Below are 16,907 nucleotides of genomic sequence, written 5' to 3'. Positions count from 1 at the left end.
CGTTACTTCAGGCTGATCGTGGTGTTGACGCCGTGGCTCAGCGTTTCATCATCGAACCAGCGTGCGGTGACCGTCTTGGTCTGGGTGTAGAACAGCACCACCTGCTTGCCGTACGGGCCCAGGTCACCCAGCTTGGACGCGCGCGAACCGGTGAACGAGAACAGCGGCACCGGCACCGGGATCGGCACGTTGATGCCGACCTGGCCGACGTCGATGTCTTCCTGGAACTTGCGCGCGGCCGCGCCGGACTGGGTGAACAGTGCGGTGCCGTTGCCGTTCGGGTTGCTGTTGACCATCGCGATGGCGTCTTCCAGTGTTTCCGCTTCGAGGATGACCAGCACCGGCCCGAAGATTTCTTCCTGGTAGATGCGCATGTCGGTGGTGACACCGGCAAAGATGGTCGGGCCGACGAAGTTGCCCTTCTCGAAGCCATCGACCTGCGGGTTGCGGCCATCGAGCACCAGCTGGGCGCCCTGCTCCACGCCCGAGGCGATCAGGCCTTCGACGCGCTCGCGGGCGCTGCAGGAAATGACCGGGCCGACGTCGGTGCCGGACACGGTGCCGCCGCTGACCTTCAGGGTCTTGGCCTTGGTCACCAGGTCCTGCACCCAGTTGCGCGCTTCACCGACCAGCACCAGGGTGGAGGCCGCCATGCAGCGCTGGCCGGCCGCACCGAAGGCGGCGCCGACCATCGCATTGAGGGTCTGTTCCTTGTTGGCGTCCGGCAGCACCACGGCGTGGTTCTTGGCGCCCATCATGCACTGCACGCGCTTGCCGGCCAGCGAGGCGCGGTTGTAGACGTGGGTGCCGACGCGGGTGGAACCGACGAACGACACGGCCTTGATGTCCGGGTGGTCGCAGATCGCGTTGACCACTTCCTCGCCACCGTGGACGACGTTCAGCACGCCCTTCGGAATGCCGGCTTCCAGCGCCAGCTCGACCAGGCGCATGGTCACCATCGGGTCCTGCTCGGACGGCTTGAGGATGAAAGTGTTGCCGGTGGCGATGGCCATCGGGAACATCCACAGCGGAATCATCGCCGGGAAGTTGAACGGGGTGATGCCGGCGCACACGCCCAGCGGCTGCATGATGGTGTAGGTATCGACGCCATTGGCCACGTTGTTGGCCAGCTCGCCCAGCTGCAGGTTGCCGATGGCGGCGGCGTGCTCGACCACTTCCAGGCCGCGGAACACATCGCCTTCGGCGTCGGGCAGGGTCTTGCCCTGTTCGGCGGTGAGGATGTGGGCCAGCTCGCTCATGTTCTCGCGGATCAGCTGCTGGTACTTCAGGAAGATGCGCGCGCGGGTGCCGATCGGGGTCTTGCGCCAGGTCTTGAAGGCTTCCTTGGCGGCAGCGACGGCGGCATCCACTTCGCCGGTGGTGGCGAACGGCACCTGGGCCAGCACGTCCTGGGTGGCCGGATTGATCACGTCCTGCCAGTGGGAGGTGGCCGATTCGATGAACTGGCCATCGATCAGCATGCGGATACGGGGCGCTGCAACAGTCATGACGACAATCCCACGGGCTCGAAAGATGCTTGGCATTATTCACAGCACCCACCTCGATTTCCGGGCTGAATCCGCTTAATCTGGCCAACACGACAGACGATTCATGTTAATTCTGTGAATTATTCAGCCCCCCAGCGACAACTTGGCCTGCGCCTGCTCCGGCTGCGCGAGCAGCGCGGCTACAGCCAGGTGGACCTGGCCCGCGCCTTGGGCCTGTCGGCTAGTTACCTGAACCAGATCGAGCGCAACAAGCGCCCACTCACCCCGGCCGTGCAGAAGAAGCTGGGCGAGGTACTGGGCGATGTTTCCGCCCTGTTCGACGAAGATGAGCCCGCTGCGTTGCAGGAGTCGCTGGGCGAGACCTTGCGCGACCTGGGTCTGGCCGATGTCAGTGCCACCGAGCTGCGGGCGCTGGCCGGCAATCTGCCGCAGGTCAGCCGCGCCCTGCTGGATCTGCACCGCCGCCACCTGGCGCTGCGTGAGCATGCCGCCGCCCTGGAGTTCCAGCTGGGTGAACCCGGCGCCGGCAGCATCCTGCCCGCCGGTGACCAGGTGCGTGAGTTCTTCAACCGCATGCACAACCACATCCCCGAGCTGGATGAGCTGGCCGAACGCCTGTTCGCCGAGTGGGGGCTGTCGCCCGGCCACGTGGCGCCGCGGCTGCGCCAGCTGCTGGCCGACCGCCACGGCGTACTGGTGGAAGTGGCCGCGCTGCAGGCCGGGCGCGAGAAACGCCAGTACGATGCCGCTGCACGGCGGCTGTGGCTGCCGGACTACCTGGAGCCGGGCCAGCAGGCATTCCAGATGGCCGCCGAACTGGCCCTGCACGGCTACCTGCCGCAGATCGATGCGGTGGTGGCACGTGCTGGCTTCACCGATGACGCACGCATCGCTCAGGCCCGCATCGGTCTGTCGAACTATTTCGCTGGTGCCCTGGTGATGCCGTACATGCGCTTCCTGCGTGCGGCCGAGGCCAGCAGCTACGACATCGAACTGCTGGCGCACCAGTTCGGCGTCGGCTTCGAGGCGGTCTGCCACCGGCTGAGCACGCTGGCACGGCGCAGCGCGCCCGGGCTGCCGTTCTTCTTCATCCGCGTGGACCGCGCGGGCAATGTGTCCAAGCGCCATTCGGCCACCGACTTCCACTTCTCGCAGGTGGGTGGCTCATGCCCGCTGTGGATCGTCTATGAGGCATTCAACCAGCCCGGACGCATCCTCACCCAGACTGCGCGCATGCCCGATGGCCGCCGCCATTTCTGGCTGGCACGGCAGGTCAGCAGCGGCCCGGTCGGGCATGGCCAGCCGCGCAAGACCTTCGCGGTGGCGCTGGGCTGCGACCTGCAGCATGCCGAGCGGCTGGTGTATTCGCTGGGGTTGGACGTGCAGAGCCCGGGCAATTCGGTGTCGATCGGGCCGGGCTGCCGGGTGTGCCCGCGCGAGGACTGCATGCAGCGCGCGTTCGCGCAGTTGCCGGGGAGGTAGGGGGGGGCGGCAGGGCTGCGCCCTGCACCTGCTTCAATCCAAGGCAACAGCAAAAGCAACAGCGGGCTTTCTGTGGGATGGCGGGGTGGGTCCGGTAGCGGGGGACGCCGTAGACCCGTCCTTGGGGCTTGGCCGCGGCATCCATGCCGCGGACACCCCCGCCACCGGACCCACCCCGCCTTCGACAGATCTCCGCGAGCTGTCAACACGGCATCCTTTGCTGCTGTGGGTAGGTGTCGACCTTGGTCGACACGCTTGATCCACGCCACGCGTGGATCTGCTACCCGGTCAGTAGATCGGCGTGACCTTCATCTGCGGCAGCGGGCGCGGTGCGCCGTCGGTGAGGTCGGGGCCGAGGTCCTCCCAGCTGCGACCCTGTTCGACCATCAAGCCCCATAGCTGCTGCGAGGCCAGCCGCTTGTCTTCCGAGCCCAGCTTGTACGAGGGCGGAGACGGTTCACCGCGGGCAACCATCGAGTACGCCGCACGATAGGCCAGCACCTGCTGCGCCGGGTCATCGGTGCGCGATACCTCCAGCGTGTAACGCTGATAGGCCGACGCCAGGTTGCGCCAGCGGATCCAGTAGTGGTTCTCGAACGAGAACGAACAGAAGCGCGCACCAGCCAGGCTGCCCTTGTCAGCGATGCGGGTGAGCACCTCCTGTGGCATGTCCAGGTTCATGCCACCTTCGTCGCCCTGCAGGCTGACGTGCACGATGCGGTCGCGGTAGCCCGGCGCGCGTGCCTGCAGCAGATCGCGCCAGTTCTGCATGGTCGCCACCACCGCGAACAGGAAGCGCCCCAGCTCGGCGGCTGCCAGCGGTGTGGCGATCGACTGGTAGGTGCGCTGCCAGCCGTGGCGGTTCTCCGTGGGCAGGAACACCGCGTGTTCCAGCGACTGGCGGCCACCGCTGCCTTGGCTCACCGCTTCGGCGTGCTGCGGGTAGACCAGATTGATGGCGAAGGTCGGCCAGCGTGGCAGGGCGGCGTCGAACAGATGAATAGGGAAGTTGCTGCTGATGCCTCCATCGGAGAACCAGCAGATGCGGAACGCGGTGATTACCGGGCCGCAGGTCTGCCCGGCGCTGGTCAGCCCTTCCATGCTGTCGGCCACGTTGTGCTCGGGGTCGGCCGCAGGTGCGGTGGGTTCGCAGCGGCGCTCGCGGCGCGAGGGCTCGTGCAGTGGCACCGCGCTGATCAGCAGCGGGAAGCTCAGGCTCATGCGTGTGGCCACCAGCACCGGCAGCTGCGGGCCCGGCGGCAGGTGGTAGTACTGCCGCCCTTCCACCTCCAGCGGCGGCCCGGCCTGTGTCACCAGCCACTGCACCACGCTGGCCGGGAACAGCTGCTCGAATTCCTCGCGCAGGAACCAGAACTGCGCGCCGCCCAGCGGCAGCGTACGCGGCTCGTTGTGCGACACGCAGGTGGTGATCATCTGCAGGCTGATCGCATGCGGGCTGTCCGGCTCGCCGGCATAGCGCGGCGCGTCGTGCAGGTCGGCGAAAGTGAGCGGTGCATCCAGCGGCTTGCCGGACAATTGCTGCAGGCATTCGTGCAGCCACTCGGTCAGTGCCGGCGTGCGTGCATCGCGGCCGAGTCCACTGCACAGGCCCAGCAGATTGCGTCTCGCCACGCGTGCCACACGCAGCGCGGCACCGGCCACACCCGCACCATACGCACACAGCAGCGACGGCAGCAGCGTGGCGGCCACGCCGCTCCAACCACCGCCCCACCAGCCGAGGCCCAGCAGCAGCGCCAGCGACACCAGCACTTCCAGCGGCGCGATCTCGAACACGGCAACGGCCAGGCACAGCAATTTGTGCGGCAGGCTGGCATTGCCGGTCAGCACCACCAGCAGCCGATAGGCCGCGCGTGCGCCGCGTGCGGGCTGGAACAGGCTGTAGATGAAGCCGCGCCGCGACAGCTGCGCCGATACCGCCGACAACCCACCATAGCCGGCATCGCCAGGCAGATGTTCGCCGGCCTGCTGGCGGCGATCACCACACGCTGCCGCAGCCGCCACCGCCGCAGCGATGGCGCCGGCCGAAGTGCCGCCGATGCTCTTGAACCGATACTCGCGCGCCAGCGCCAGTACCGCATTGGGGTACACGATGCCGCTGGTGATGCCGCCTTTCATGACCAGATCGCAGTACTTGTCTGCCACTACCCTGCCCCCGCTGACTGTGCCTGAGATGCCACCCGACGCTACGGATGCAGTATGACGCGAAGGCTTCTCACAGCCTGAGAACCCACCCACGGAAGGGCCACTGGCCGCTCCCGCCGTGCCGGGGCACACTGCACCCAGGACACTCATGCAGGGATTGCCATGACCACCCGTCGCGCGTTCATCGCAGGCTGTGCCGCCGCCACTGCCGCCACTGCCTGTACCCGGCGCGGCACGGCCGTGGCCAACGACATCAGCCAGCTGGAGCCTACCGACGTGGCCGCGGTGCGGGCCGTTGCCGACACGGCCGACCTGCAGGCCGCCCTGCAGCAGCACCGGGGCATGGTCTGCGTGGCCGGCGGCCGCTACAGCATGGGCGGGCAGACCAGTGCGGCCGGCGCCCTGCAGCTGGACCTGACGCCGAGCCACCGCCTGCTGTGGCTGGACGTCGCGCGCAAGGCGGTGCGCGTGCAGGCCGGCATGCGCTGGCGCACGCTGCAGGAATGGCTGGACCCGCACAACCTGTCGGTGAAGGTGATGCAGAGCTTCAGCAATTTCACCGTCGGTGGTTCGGTGTCGGTGAACTGCCATGGCCGCTACGTCGGCAGCGGCAGCATCGCCTCCACCGTGCGTGCGCTGCAGGTGGTGCTGCGGTCCGGCGAGGTGGTCGAGACCTCGCGCACGCAGCACCCGGAGCTGTTCGCCGCCGTCATCGGTGGCTATGGCCTGATCGGCGTGGTCAGCGAAGTCGAGCTGGACCTGGCCGGCAACGACCGCATGGCGCGGCACATGGAGCGGGTGGCGCTGGCCGATTACCCGCAGTGGTTCCGCGAGAACGTGGCGTCGCGCAGCGATGCGTTGATGCACAACGCCGACCTCATTCCGCCGCGTTTCGATGCACCGGTGACCGTGACCTGGCGGCGCAGCACGGCAGCGCTGACCGACACCCGGCGCCTGATACCGGTGGGTGCGAGCTATGCCCACGAGCAGAACATGATCTGGGCCGTCACCGAACTGCCCGGCGGCCCGCAGCTGCGCGAGAGCTCAGTGGTGAAGCAGCAGATTGCCAAAGCGCGCGTGATCCATCGCAACCTGGAAGCGAGCCTGGACGTGGCCGCGCTGGAACCACGCACGCGCGCGATGTCGACCTACCTGCTGCAGGAATACTTCATCCCCGTGCGCAGCTTCCAGGCCTTCGCCACGCGCATGGCCGCGATCCTGCAGCACCATCGCGTGGATGCATTGAACGTATCGATCCGCCACGCGCCGGCGGATACGACCGCCTTGATGACGTGGGCAAACGAAGAAGTGTTCTGCTTCGTGCTGTACCACAAGCAGCGCCGTCACCCGTGGGGCGACACGATGTCCACGCGCTGGACCCGCGCATTGATCGACGCCGCAGTGGAAAGCGGCGGGCGGTACTACCTGCCCTACCGCCCGCACGCCACACGCGACCAGTTCCAGCGCGCGTACCCGCAGTGGAATGCGTTCGTTGAACGAAAGCGCCAGTACGACCCGGAGATGCAGCTGGTGAACCACCTCTGGCAGCGCTACCTCGCAGCGCCCTAGCAATGGGGTCAGAGCCGGTTGCGTTGCAACGGGATCCGACCCCGTGCCGTTCCGACAGACCGCAGAAATCTGTCGAAGGCGGGGTGGGGCCGGTTGAGGGGGCGTGAGCCGCATGGGCCCGAGGCATGCCTCTCTCGGGTTGGGCAGGACGCCCAACCCCGGTCTTGCGGTGCGCGCAGGACAGCGCACACAAGCAAGCGGCGACCGAGCTTACAGGGACGTACTTGCAGCGTCCCCCTCAACCGGACCCACCCCGCCAACCCGCGGAATCCCAGCTTCTGAAGTTGACGTTGACGTGCCTCGGCAGGTGCAGGGCGCAGCCCTGCCGGCAACCCACAACACTTGACCCCCACAACCATCGGCGTAGCATCAGCACCAAGCCAAGGGACAGACCCGCGGCTGCCACAACGACATGAGGGATTCTCATGGAATTCGACTATCTCGTATTCATCGGGCGTTTCGAGCCCTTCCACAACGGCCACGCCGCCGTTGCCCGCCTGGCCCTGAGCCGGACCCGCAAGCTGATCTTCCTGGTCGGTTCTGCCGATACCCCCCGCAGTCTGCGCAATCCCTGGACCGTGGCCGAACGTGCCGTGATGATCCAGGCCGCCCTCGATGGCCACACCGACCGCCTGCTGATCCGCCCGCTGCGCGACCACCTCTACAACGAGGCCCAGTGGATCGCCAACGTGCAGCGCCAGGTGGCCGAGGCCCTGCGCAACGACGGCGCCGCCGCCGATGCCAAGGTCGGCCTGATCGGCATGGACAAGGACGCCTCCAGCTACTACCTGCGCGAATTCCCGCAGTGGCCGCTGGTGGACGTGCAGCACACCGCCACCCTGTCGGCCACCGAGCTACGGCGCTACCTGTTCGAAGCCGGCGACGTCGACTTCCACGGTGCGCTGCTGATGCTGCGTGGCAATGTGCCGGCACCGGTGTACGACATGCTTGAGGCCTTCCGGAAGAGCGCGCCCGCGTATGGCCAGCTGGTGGCCGAGTACCGCTTCATCGAACAGTACAAGGCCGCCTGGAAGGACGCGCCCTACGCGCCCACCTTCGTCACTACCGATGCGGTGGTGGTGCATTCGGGCCACGTGCTGCTGGTGCGTCGCCGCTCGGAGCCCGGCAAGGGGCTGTGGGCGCTGCCCGGTGGCTTCGTCGGCCAGGACCAGAGCCTGCTCGACAGCTGCCTGCGCGAACTGCGCGAAGAGACCCGGCTGAAGATTCCGCTGCCGGTGCTGAAGGGCTCACTGAAGAGCCAGCAGGTGTTCGACCACCCCGACCGCAGCCAGCGCGGCCGCACCATCACCCACGGTTTCCACTTCGAATTCCCGGCCGGTGAACTGCCGGCGGTGCGCGGCGGCGACGACGCCGACAAGGCGCGCTGGATTCCGGTGAGTGAAGCACTGGAGATGGGCCCGCAGCTGTTCGAAGACCACCTGCACATCCTGGAGTATTTCCTCGGCCGCGGCTGACAGGCCCGGCCTCCCCACTGGCGGATAGACCGCTGGTGTCACTCGACGCGAAGGAGCTTCCGTCATGCACTACCTCGATAATCTTCTCCTCAACACCGACAGCTACAAGGCCAGCCACTGGCTGCAGTACCCGCCGGGTACCGATGCCACCTTCTTCTATGTTGAATCGCGTGGCGGCCTGCACGACCGCACGGTGTTCTTCGGCCTGCAGGCGATCCTCAAGGACGCCCTGGCACGGCCGGTCACCCACGCCGACATCGACGACGCCGCTGCGGTATTCGCCGCCCATGGCGAACCCTTCAACGAGGCCGGCTGGCGCGATATCGTCGACCGTCTCGGCGGCCATCTGCCGGTCCGCATCCGCGCCGTGCCCGAGGGCAGCGTGGTGCCTACCCACCAGGCATTGATGACCATTGAATCGACCGATCCCGCCGCGTTCTGGGTCCCGTCGTATCTGGAAACGCTGCTGCTGCGCGTGTGGTACCCGGTCACCGTGGCCACCATCAGCTGGCATGCACGGCAGACCATCGCCGGCTTCCTGCAGCAGACCAGCGACGACCCGCAGGGCCAGCTGCCGTTCAAGCTGCATGACTTCGGTGCGCGCGGTGTCTCGAGCCTGGAATCGGCCGCGCTGGGCGGTGCCGCGCACCTGGTCAACTTCCTCGGCACCGATACGGTCTCGGCGCTGTGCCTGGCGCGCGCGCACTATCACGCGCCGATGGCGGGCTATTCGATTCCCGCCGCCGAGCACAGCACCATCACCAGCTGGGGCCGCGAGCGCGAGGTGGACGCCTACCGCAACATGCTGCGCCAGTTCGGCAAGCCCGGTGCGATCGTCGCGGTGGTGTCGGACAGCTATGACATCTACCGCGCGATCAGCGAGCACTGGGGCACGACGCTGCGTGATGAAGTGATCGCCTCGGGCGCCACCCTGGTCATCCGCCCCGACTCGGGCGACCCGGTGGAGGTGGTTTCCGAAAGCCTGCGCCGGCTGGACGAGGCCTTTGGCCACACGATCAACGGCAAGGGCTACCGCGTGCTCAACCACGTGCGGCTGATCCAGGGCGATGGCATCAACCCGGATACGATCTGCGCCATCCTGCAACGCATCACCGACGACGGCTACGCCGCCGACAACATAGCCTTCGGCATGGGTGGCGCGCTGCTGCAGCGGCTGGACCGCGATACGCAGAAGTTCGCACTGAAGTGCTCGGCAGCGCGGGTCGAGGGTGAGTGGATTGACGTCTACAAGGACCCGGTCACCGACGCCGGCAAGACCAGCAAGCGTGGCCGCATGCGCCTGCTGCGGCGCCTGGATGATGGCAGCCTGCATACGGTGCCACTGCCGGCCAGCGGTGACGAAACGCTGCCGTCGGGATTCGAGGATGCGATGGTGACCGTGTGGGAGAACGGCCGCCTGCTGCACGACCAGCGGCTGGACGACATCCGCGCGCGTGCGGCGGCGGGACGTTGAAGGCATGTCCCGCCCGGGGTCAGAGCCCGCTGCGTGGCAGCGGGATCCGACCCCTTCCTTCCGCCGGGATCGGATCCCGTTGCAGCGCAACGGGCTCTGCCCCCCCTTGACCCTGGCCAGCAACCCGTCCACCGTGGGCGCGCCGAAGGTATCCCTCCAGGCGTTCACGCGCGGGGAGGGATTTAAACGGGAATCCGGTGAAGGCGCCTCACGCGCCCATTCCGGAGCTGCCCCGCAGCGGTGAATGGAAACGAATCCTGCCAACAGCACTGGGCTCGCGCCTGGGAAGCGGCAGGTAGTAGGTGGGCTTCGGCCCGTGTCCATCAGCCCGAATACCGGCCCCGGCCGGGGGACACGACCGTCCCCTGATTCGACCTGGACTCTCCGCGGGGAGGGTGCCGGGGCCGCCGCTGTCCTGCGCGTGCAGGCGAGGCGGCCGCGCGCGTCCTTTTCACGGTATCCGGCCAGACCCGTTTCCCCGCCCGATGCATGGGCCACCGCCGTTGCCGGCGGTCCATGCGGTACCCGACGATGACCGAGCTACAACGCCCCGCCCTCACACTGCCCGCCGACGGCAAGCGCCTGCTGCTGCATTCGTGCTGCGCACCCTGCTCCGGCGAAGTGATGGAGGCGATCACCGCCTCCGGGATCGACTACGCGATCTTCTTCTACAACCCCAACATCCACCCGGTGAAGGAATACGAGCTGCGCAAGCAGGAGAACATCCGCTTCGCCGAGCAGCACGGCATTCCGTTCATCGACTGCGACTACGACACCGACAACTGGTTCAGCCGTGCGCGCGGCATGGAGAACGAACCCGAGCGCGGCATCCGCTGCACGATGTGCTTCGACATGCGCTTCGAGCGCACCGCCCTGTACGCGCACGAACACGGTTACGACACCATCAGTTCTTCGCTGGGCATCTCGCGCTGGAAGAACATGGCGCAGATCAACGACTGCGGCATCCGTGCCGCGTCGCGCTATGAGGGCCTGCAGTACTGGGACTACAACTGGCGCAAGGGCGGCGGTGCCAGCCGCATGATCGAGATCAGCAAGCGCGAGCAGTTCTACCAGCAGGAGTACTGCGGCTGCGTGTATTCGCTGCGCGATGCCAACCGCCATCGCCGCGAGAACGGCCGGGAGCGGATCAAGATCGGCCTGCTGTACTACGGGCAGGACGCTGGGACGCCGCAGGGCGATTGACCTGTGCCGCCGGGGCGGCCACGCTGGTCGCCCCTTTGCGTTGTAGTGGACCTGCCATGACCGCCCTGCCCGCCGACGTCGCCCTGCTGGTGATCGACCTGCAGCCAGACTTCATGCCCGGTGGCGCGCTGGCCTGCGACCAGGGCGATGCCCTGGTGGCACCCATTGCAGGGCTGCTGGCGCAGCGCCGCTATCGCACGGTGGTGGCCACCCAGGACTGGCACCCCGCCGACCACGCCTCATTCGCCAGCCAGCACCCCGGCAAGCGTCCGTTTGAGACCATCCTGCTGCACGCACAGCCACAGACCCTGTGGCCCGACCATTGCGTGCAGGGCAGCGACGGCGCCGCGCTGCACCCGGGCGTGGACTGGACCGCCGCCGACCTGATCCTGCGCAAAGGCACGCGCCCGCAGGTGGATTCATACAGCGCCTTCCGCGAGAACCACGGTCCCGATGGCGAGCGCCCGGCGACCGGCCTGGCCGGCTGGCTGCACGAGCGCCGCATCCGCGAAGTGCACATGTGCGGCCTGGCCCGCGACTACTGCGTGCTGTGGAGCGCGCAGGACGCAGTGAAGTCCGGCTTCCGGGTGAAGTTCCTGTGGGAGCTGACCCGACCGGTGACCGACGCCAACGATGCGATGGTGCGCGAGGCGCTGGGCAAAGCAGGGATCGCGATCATCTGAGTTGCCCTGTAGAGCCGAGCCATGCTCGGCTCATCCGTCAGATGCACGGCCTTGGGCCGAAGTGCAGCCGAGCATGCCTCGGCTCTACAGAAGGGCTCCTACCGGAATACGACGGTGCGGTGCCCGTTGAGCAGGATGCGGTGCTCCACATGGCGGCGAACCGCGCGTGCCAGCACCAGCGATTCGGTATCACTTCCCAGCCGCACCAGTTCGCGCGGTGCCATCGCGTGGTCCACGCGGGCCACGTCCTGTTCGATGATCGGGCCTTCGTCCAGATCCTCGGTGACGTAGTGCGCGGTGGCACCGATGATCTTGACCCCGCGCGCGTGCGCCTGGTGATACGGCTGCGCGCCCTTGAAGCTGGGCAGGAAGCTGTGGTGGATGTTGATCGCACGTCCGGCCAGCGCGCGGCACAGCGTGGGTGACAGGATCTGCATGTAGCGCGCCAGCACCACCAGGTCGATGCGCTCGCGCTCGACGAGGTCGATGATCTGCTGTTCCTGCACCGCGCGCGTTTCGGCGGTCACCGGGAGGTGGTGGAACGGCACCTGGTAGGACGCGGCCAGCGGCGCGAAGTCGGCGTGGTTGGACGCCACTGCCGCGATATCCACCTTCAGCTGGCCGCTGTGGGCGCGGAACAGCAGATCGTTGAGGCAATGCCCCTGCTTGCTGACCAGCACCAGCAGGCGTGCGCGGCGGCGGCCGTCGTGCAGCTGCCAGTCCATGCCGAAGTCGGCCGCCAACGTGGCCATGGCGGTGTGCACCGTGTCCAGCGGCAGCCCGGCATCGCGGTCGAAGTGCACGCGCAGGAAGAAGCGGCCGCTTTCCTCGTCACCGAACTGCTGGGCGTCGAGGATGTTGCAGCCATGGTCGAACAGCAGGCCGGACACGCGGTAGACGATACCGGTACGGTCGGGGCAGGACAGGGTAAGGATGGAATCGGGGCGCATCGCCCCAGTGTAGGCCAGCGCCCTGCCCAGCGGCCGGATGATCACGGATGCAACCGACCTGCTTGGTTCAGTCCCAAGCGATACTTGGGTGTACCCGTGGCAAGCTGGTTGGTCATGAACCTGTTGCAACTGATCCGCAGCTTCACCCGCACCGCAGAGACCGGCAGCATTGCCGCCGCGGCCCGCATCCTTGGCATCAGCGCCACCGCTGTCGGCCAGAACATCAACCGGCTGGAGGCCCATCTGGGCGTGCGGTTGCTGAACCGAAGCACGCGGCAGCTGGCTCTCAGCGAGGCCGGCGCGCTGTACCTGGCCCAGGTGCGCCACATCGACGCCGACCTGGCGCGCGCGCAGGCGATGGTCACGTCCGGTGACATCGAACCGGCCGGGCCATTGCGCATCGCCAGCAGCAGCGCCTTCGGTCGCCACGTGCTTGCCCCTTTGCTGCCGTCGCTGCAGCAGCGCTACCCGCAACTGCAGCTGGAGCTGCGCCTGACCGACCGCGCCGTGCAACATGGGCCGGAAGCGGTGGATGCCAGCATCCGCATCGGTGCACAGCTGGAAGATGGCGTGGTCGCGCGGCAACTGGCGCGCGTACCGTTCGTGTTCTGTGCCTCGCCGGCCTATCTGAACGCGCACGGCACCCCGCGGCAACCCGCCGACCTGGGCGGTCATCGCGGGCTGCTGCACCGCTTCCCCACCGATGGCCGGCCATTGCGCTGGGGCCTGCTGAAGGACGGCCGACGCGTGGACGCCGCGCTGCCACCGAGCATGGTCTGCGATGACATCGATGCGCTGGCGACGCTGGCGGCGGCCGGTGCCGGCATCACTCGATTGGCTGCGTTCGTGGCCGATCCCTACCTGCGCGATGGCCGCCTGCAGGCGGTGTTCGGCGCCGACACCGCGTGGCGTCCGGAACCGATGGAGGTCTACTTCTGCGTCAGCGACCGCCGCGACTTCACCGCCAAGATCCGCGCGCTGTTCGAACACCTGCAGGCCGGCATGGCGCCGGCCTGGCGGGTGTGAGCTTCAGCGTGCCTTGAACACGCCACGCGCGTCGCGCGGCTCGCAGCGCATGTACTGCGGCGCCGGTACCACGCTCTCGCGCAGTGCAGCTGCGGCGTGCCAGGGCCAACGCGGGTCGTAGAGGATGCCGCGCGCCAGCGCCACGGCATCGGCGTGGCGATGGCGCAGGATCGATTCGGCCTGTTCCGGTTCGGTGATCATGCCCACCGCGATGACCGGCATGCGCACCTTGGCCTTGATCGCCGCCGCGAACGGCACCTGGTAACCCGGGCCGACGGTGATCTTCTGGCGCTCGTCCAGGCCGCCGCTGGAGACATGCAGGAAATCGCAGCCGCGCGCGTCCATCACCTGCGCCAGCGCCTCGCTCTGCACCAGATCCCAGCCGCCATCGACCCAGTCGCTGGCGGAAATGCGCACACCCACGGCGACCTTGTCGGACACTGCCGCACGCACCGCGTCGAACACTTCCACCAGCAGGCGCAGGCGGTTGGGCAGCGAGCCACCGTAGCCATCGGTGCGGCGGTTGCTCAGCGGCGACAGGAACTGGTGCAGCAGGTAACCGTGCGCGGCGTGCAGCTCGATCAGTTCGAAGCCCAGGCGCTCGGCACGCACCGCACTGGCGGCGAAGGCGGCGATGACGTCGGCAATACCGGTCTCGTCCAGTTCCTGCGGCGCTGGATCGGCGGCATGGAACGGCAGCGGCGACGGCGCCACCGTGGCCCAGCCACGGGCATCGTCGGCCGGCAGCTGGCCGCCGCCGTCCCAAGGCCGGTTCACCGAGGCCTTGCGGCCGGCGTGGCCGAGCTGGATGCCCAACGGCATCGGCGACCAGCGGCGGACGCTGGCCAGCACCTGTGCCAGCGCGGCTTCGGTGCCATCGTCCCACAGGCCCAGGTCGGCCCAGCTGATGCGGCCGCGCGGTTCGACGGCGGTGGCTTCCAGGATCAGCAGGCCGGCACCGGACTGCGCCAGGTTGCCCAGGTGCATGGCGTGCCAGTCGCTGGCGCGGCCGTCCTCGGCGGAGTACTGGCACATCGGCGAGATGACGATGCGGTTGGACAGGGTCAGGGGGCCGAACGAAATCGGCGAAAACAGCTGGGTCACGGCGATGCGGGGACAGGCGGATGGAGGGGGCGTATTGCACCGCCGCACGGCCTGCGAATCAACCGTCTGGATGGATCGCTGTTTCGCGCGGCCTGCCGAAGCCGAGCGTGGGCTCGGCTCTACAGAAACCAACAACCCCTTGCAGAGCCGAGCCCGCGCTCGGCTCAGCCCGCCACCCAACCGGCCAACGCCTCGGCGCAGTCCCGTTCATCCTTGAACTGCAGCAGGTCGTCGGCACGGGTGCGGCCCCGGTTCAGCGCGGCCACCGGCAACCCTGCCCTGGCCGCGGCCTGCACGAAGCGGAAGCCGGAATACACCATCAGCGAGGAACCCACCACCAGCACGGCGTCGGCCTGCTGCAGGTGGTCGTGCACCGCCGCCACGCGCTCGCGCGGCACGTTTTCGCCGAAGAACACCACGTCCGGCTTCAGCAGGCCGCCGCAGGACGGGCAATCGGGCACCACGAACGCGGAGAAGTCGGTCTCCAGGTCGGCGTCGCCATCGGGGGCGATGCCGGCCTCCAGCGCGTCCCAGCCCGGGTTGGCGTCCAGCAGGCGCTGCTGGAAGTCCTCGCGACCGCTGCGGCGTTCGCAGCCCATGCAGCGCACCTGATCCAGGCGGCCATGCAGGTCGATCACGTTGTGGCTGCCGGCGCGCTGGTGCAGGCCATCCACGTTCTGGGTCAGCAGCACCTGCAGCTTGCCGCGGCTTTCCAGGGCGGCCAGGGCCTGGTGGGTGCCGTTGGGCCGGGCCAGGCCGAAGCGCGGCCAGCCCAGCAGGCTGCGCGCCCAGTAGCGCTGGCGGGTAGCCGCCTCGCCCATGAACGCCTGGTAGGTCACCGGCGGCGTGCGTTTCCACTGGCCGTCGGCATCGCGGTAGTCGGGAATGCCCGAGGCGGTGCTGCAGCCGGCGCCGGTCAGCACGAACAGGCGCTGGGCGCGGTCGATGAAGTCGGTCAGCGGCGGAGTCATGGGTGCCAGATGGGGGCGCGTGGGCGCCCCCGCAAGCGGCGGCTCAGGCGGCCGGCAGCGACGGCACCGCGATCGGGTGGCCTTCCTCGTCCAGCGCGATCATCACGAAGTGGCCGCGGGTGCACAGCTTGCGCTCGCCGCTGTGCAGGTCTTCGGCGACCAGCTCCACCTCGACCTTCATCGAGCTGCGGCCGACTTCGACGATGCGGCCGATGGTCTCGACCATCTGGCCGATGCGGATCGGCAGCTTGAAGTCGACCTGGTCGCTGCGCGCGGTCACCACGGTGCGGCGTGAGTAGCGGGCGGCGGCCAGGAAGGCGGCCTTGTCCATCCACGCCAGCGCCTGGCCACCGAACAGGGTGCCGAGGTGGTTGGTGTGGTTGGGGAAGACGATTTCGGCCATGCGCACTTCGATGGGCGGCACGGTCTCGGGTATCGGGGTCATGGGGGTGCTTCGGTGTGGGGTACGGCAATTTTAAGCCAGGCCCCGTGCAGGCGGCGCTACACTGCGCCACGCCCCCTGCCAGGACCGCCCATGCCCGCGACCTCCGATCTGCTGGCCTTCGCCCTCATCTCGCTGGGCATGGTGCTCACGCCCGGGCCGAACATGATCTACCTGGTGTCGCGCTCGATCTGCCAGGGCCGCCGCGCCGGCCTGATCTCACTGGGCGGGGTGGCGCTGGGCTTCGTGTTCTACATGCTGTGCGCGGCACTGGGCATCACCGCCCTGCTGATGACCGTGCCGTTCGCCTACGACGCGCTGCGCATCGGTGGCGCGCTGTACCTGTTGTACCTGGCCTGGCAGGCAGTGAAGCCGGGCGGCCGCTCGCCGTTCGCGGTGCGCGACCTGCCGCCGGATGGCCCGCGCAGACTGTTCACGATGGGCTTCCTGACCAACCTGCTGAACCCGAAAATCGCGGTGATGTACCTGTCGCTGCTGCCGCAGTTCCTGCACCCGGAAGGGCATGGCAGCGTGCTGATGCAGTCGCTGGTGCTGGGCGTCACCCAGATTGCGGTCAGTGTCAGCGTCAACGCGGTGATCGCGGTGATGGCCGGCAGCATCGCCGGCTTCCTGGCCGCGCGCCCGACCTGGCAGGCGGTCCAGCGCTGGCTGATGGGCACGGTGCTGGCCGGGCTGGCGGTACGCATGGCGGTGGAAGCGCGGCGGTAGCACTTTGTAGAGTCGAGCCATGTTCGACTGATCTTCGCGAACCGCAGTCGCGCATGGATCCACTCCACAGAAACAAAAAACCCCGGCGATGACCGGGGTTTTTCGTTTCGACAGGCCTGACCGGTTCG

14 protein-coding genes and 1 riboswitch are annotated in these 16,907 nt (G+C 68.0%); of the genes, 8 read left to right on the top strand and 6 right to left on the bottom strand.

Translation table 11 applies throughout. The features are described 5' to 3' along the window. Positions 1-2: 2 nt before the first annotated feature. Entirely contained in the window at positions 3-1,508 is a 1,506-nt protein-coding gene (locus tag QP512_RS01150) for a CoA-acylating methylmalonate-semialdehyde dehydrogenase (protein ID WP_286070634.1), read from the bottom strand. 114 nt (positions 1,509-1,622) lie between these two features. On the opposite strand from QP512_RS01150, the gene QP512_RS01145 reads away from it, so the two are divergent. Next, the gene (locus QP512_RS01145; protein ID WP_286070633.1) at positions 1,623-2,990 is read left to right on the top strand and encodes a short-chain fatty acyl-CoA regulator family protein; all 1,368 of its coding nucleotides are present in this window, start codon (positions 1,623-1,625) and stop codon (positions 2,988-2,990) included. 288 nt (positions 2,991-3,278) lie between these two features. Here QP512_RS01145 and QP512_RS01140 read toward each other — a convergent pair whose 3' ends face one another. Further along, on the bottom strand, positions 3,279-5,126 hold the full coding sequence (locus tag QP512_RS01140) for a patatin-like phospholipase family protein (protein WP_286070632.1): 1,848 nt from the start codon (positions 5,124-5,126) through the stop codon (positions 3,279-3,281). 189 nt (positions 5,127-5,315) lie between these two features. On the opposite strand from QP512_RS01140, the gene QP512_RS01135 reads away from it, so the two are divergent. The 5 genes from QP512_RS01135 (at position 5,316) to pncA (ending at position 11,557) form a co-directional block, all read left to right on the top strand. Further along, positions 5,316-6,722 (top strand): FAD-binding oxidoreductase, encoded by a 1,407-nt coding sequence (locus QP512_RS01135; protein ID WP_286070631.1) that lies wholly within the window; start codon positions 5,316-5,318, stop codon positions 6,720-6,722. Positions 6,723-7,141: 419 nt separating this feature from the next. Continuing rightward, positions 7,142-8,197: a bifunctional nicotinamide-nucleotide adenylyltransferase/Nudix hydroxylase gene (locus tag QP512_RS01130; RefSeq protein ID WP_286071977.1), complete on the top strand. Its 1,056-nt coding sequence runs from the start codon at positions 7,142-7,144 to the stop codon at positions 8,195-8,197. Between the two features lie 64 nt (positions 8,198-8,261). Continuing rightward, a complete protein-coding gene (locus QP512_RS01125; protein WP_286070630.1) occupies positions 8,262-9,671 on the top strand; it encodes a nicotinate phosphoribosyltransferase in 1,410 nt (469 codons plus the stop codon). 141 nt (positions 9,672-9,812) lie between these two features. Beyond that, positions 9,813-10,030: riboswitch (cobalamin riboswitch) on the top strand. Between the two features lie 172 nt (positions 10,031-10,202). Next, a complete protein-coding gene (locus QP512_RS01120) occupies positions 10,203-10,874 on the top strand; it encodes an epoxyqueuosine reductase QueH (protein ID WP_286070629.1) in 672 nt (223 codons plus the stop codon). A gap of 56 nt (positions 10,875-10,930) precedes the next feature. Continuing rightward, a complete protein-coding gene (gene pncA / locus QP512_RS01115) occupies positions 10,931-11,557 on the top strand; it encodes a bifunctional nicotinamidase/pyrazinamidase (protein WP_286070628.1) in 627 nt (208 codons plus the stop codon). Between the two features lie 98 nt (positions 11,558-11,655). Here pncA and purU read toward each other — a convergent pair whose 3' ends face one another. Continuing rightward, positions 11,656-12,507, bottom strand: a complete 852-nt coding sequence (purU, locus tag QP512_RS01110; RefSeq protein ID WP_286070627.1) for a formyltetrahydrofolate deformylase — start codon at positions 12,505-12,507, stop codon at positions 11,656-11,658. Positions 12,508-12,621: 114 nt separating this feature from the next. Between purU and QP512_RS01105 the strand changes: the two genes are divergently transcribed. Next, positions 12,622-13,533, top strand: a complete 912-nt coding sequence (locus QP512_RS01105; RefSeq protein WP_286070626.1) for a LysR family transcriptional regulator — start codon at positions 12,622-12,624, stop codon at positions 13,531-13,533. A gap of 3 nt (positions 13,534-13,536) precedes the next feature. Here the strand turns inward: QP512_RS01105 and QP512_RS01100 are convergent, their stop codons facing one another. The 3 genes from QP512_RS01100 to QP512_RS01090 all read right to left on the bottom strand — a co-directional run bounded on the left by QP512_RS01100 (position 13,537) and on the right by QP512_RS01090 (position 16,053). Beyond that, entirely contained in the window at positions 13,537-14,637 is a 1,101-nt protein-coding gene (locus QP512_RS01100) for an NADH:flavin oxidoreductase/NADH oxidase (protein ID WP_286070625.1), read from the bottom strand. Positions 14,638-14,801: 164 nt separating this feature from the next. Further along, positions 14,802-15,608, bottom strand: a complete 807-nt coding sequence (locus tag QP512_RS01095) for an NAD-dependent protein deacetylase (RefSeq protein ID WP_286070624.1) — start codon at positions 15,606-15,608, stop codon at positions 14,802-14,804. Between the two features lie 43 nt (positions 15,609-15,651). Continuing rightward, positions 15,652-16,053 (bottom strand): acyl-CoA thioesterase, encoded by a 402-nt coding sequence (locus tag QP512_RS01090; protein WP_286070623.1) that lies wholly within the window; start codon positions 16,051-16,053, stop codon positions 15,652-15,654. 90 nt (positions 16,054-16,143) lie between these two features. Between QP512_RS01090 and QP512_RS01085 the strand changes: the two genes are divergently transcribed. Next, a complete protein-coding gene (locus QP512_RS01085; protein ID WP_286070622.1) occupies positions 16,144-16,779 on the top strand; it encodes a LysE family translocator in 636 nt (211 codons plus the stop codon). The last annotated feature ends 128 nt before the right edge of the window (positions 16,780-16,907 follow it).

The organism is Stenotrophomonas sp. 57 (assembly GCF_030291075.1).
Lineage (GTDB): Bacteria > Pseudomonadota > Gammaproteobacteria > Xanthomonadales > Xanthomonadaceae > Stenotrophomonas.
This window is presented reverse-complemented; position numbering and strand designations above follow the sequence as displayed.

Coding starts and splice junctions, on each gene's coding strand:
- QP512_RS01150 (WP_286070634.1), bottom strand. CDS start 1,508: ATGACTGTTGCAGCGCCCCGTATCCGCATGCTGATCGATGGCCAGTTC.
- QP512_RS01140 (WP_286070632.1), bottom strand. CDS start 5,126: ATGAAAGGCGGCATCACCAGCGGCATCGTGTACCCCAATGCGGTACTG.
- QP512_RS01135 (WP_286070631.1), top strand. CDS start 5,316: ATGACCACCCGTCGCGCGTTCATCGCAGGCTGTGCCGCCGCCACTGCC.
- QP512_RS01125 (WP_286070630.1), top strand. CDS start 8,262: ATGCACTACCTCGATAATCTTCTCCTCAACACCGACAGCTACAAGGCC.
- QP512_RS01120 (WP_286070629.1), top strand. CDS start 10,203: ATGACCGAGCTACAACGCCCCGCCCTCACACTGCCCGCCGACGGCAAG.
- pncA (WP_286070628.1), top strand. CDS start 10,931: ATGACCGCCCTGCCCGCCGACGTCGCCCTGCTGGTGATCGACCTGCAG.
- purU (WP_286070627.1), bottom strand. CDS start 12,507: ATGCGCCCCGATTCCATCCTTACCCTGTCCTGCCCCGACCGTACCGGT.
- QP512_RS01105 (WP_286070626.1), top strand. CDS start 12,622: ATGAACCTGTTGCAACTGATCCGCAGCTTCACCCGCACCGCAGAGACC.
- QP512_RS01095 (WP_286070624.1), bottom strand. CDS start 15,608: ATGACTCCGCCGCTGACCGACTTCATCGACCGCGCCCAGCGCCTGTTC.
- QP512_RS01090 (WP_286070623.1), bottom strand. CDS start 16,053: ATGACCCCGATACCCGAGACCGTGCCGCCCATCGAAGTGCGCATGGCC.
- QP512_RS01085 (WP_286070622.1), top strand. CDS start 16,144: ATGCCCGCGACCTCCGATCTGCTGGCCTTCGCCCTCATCTCGCTGGGC.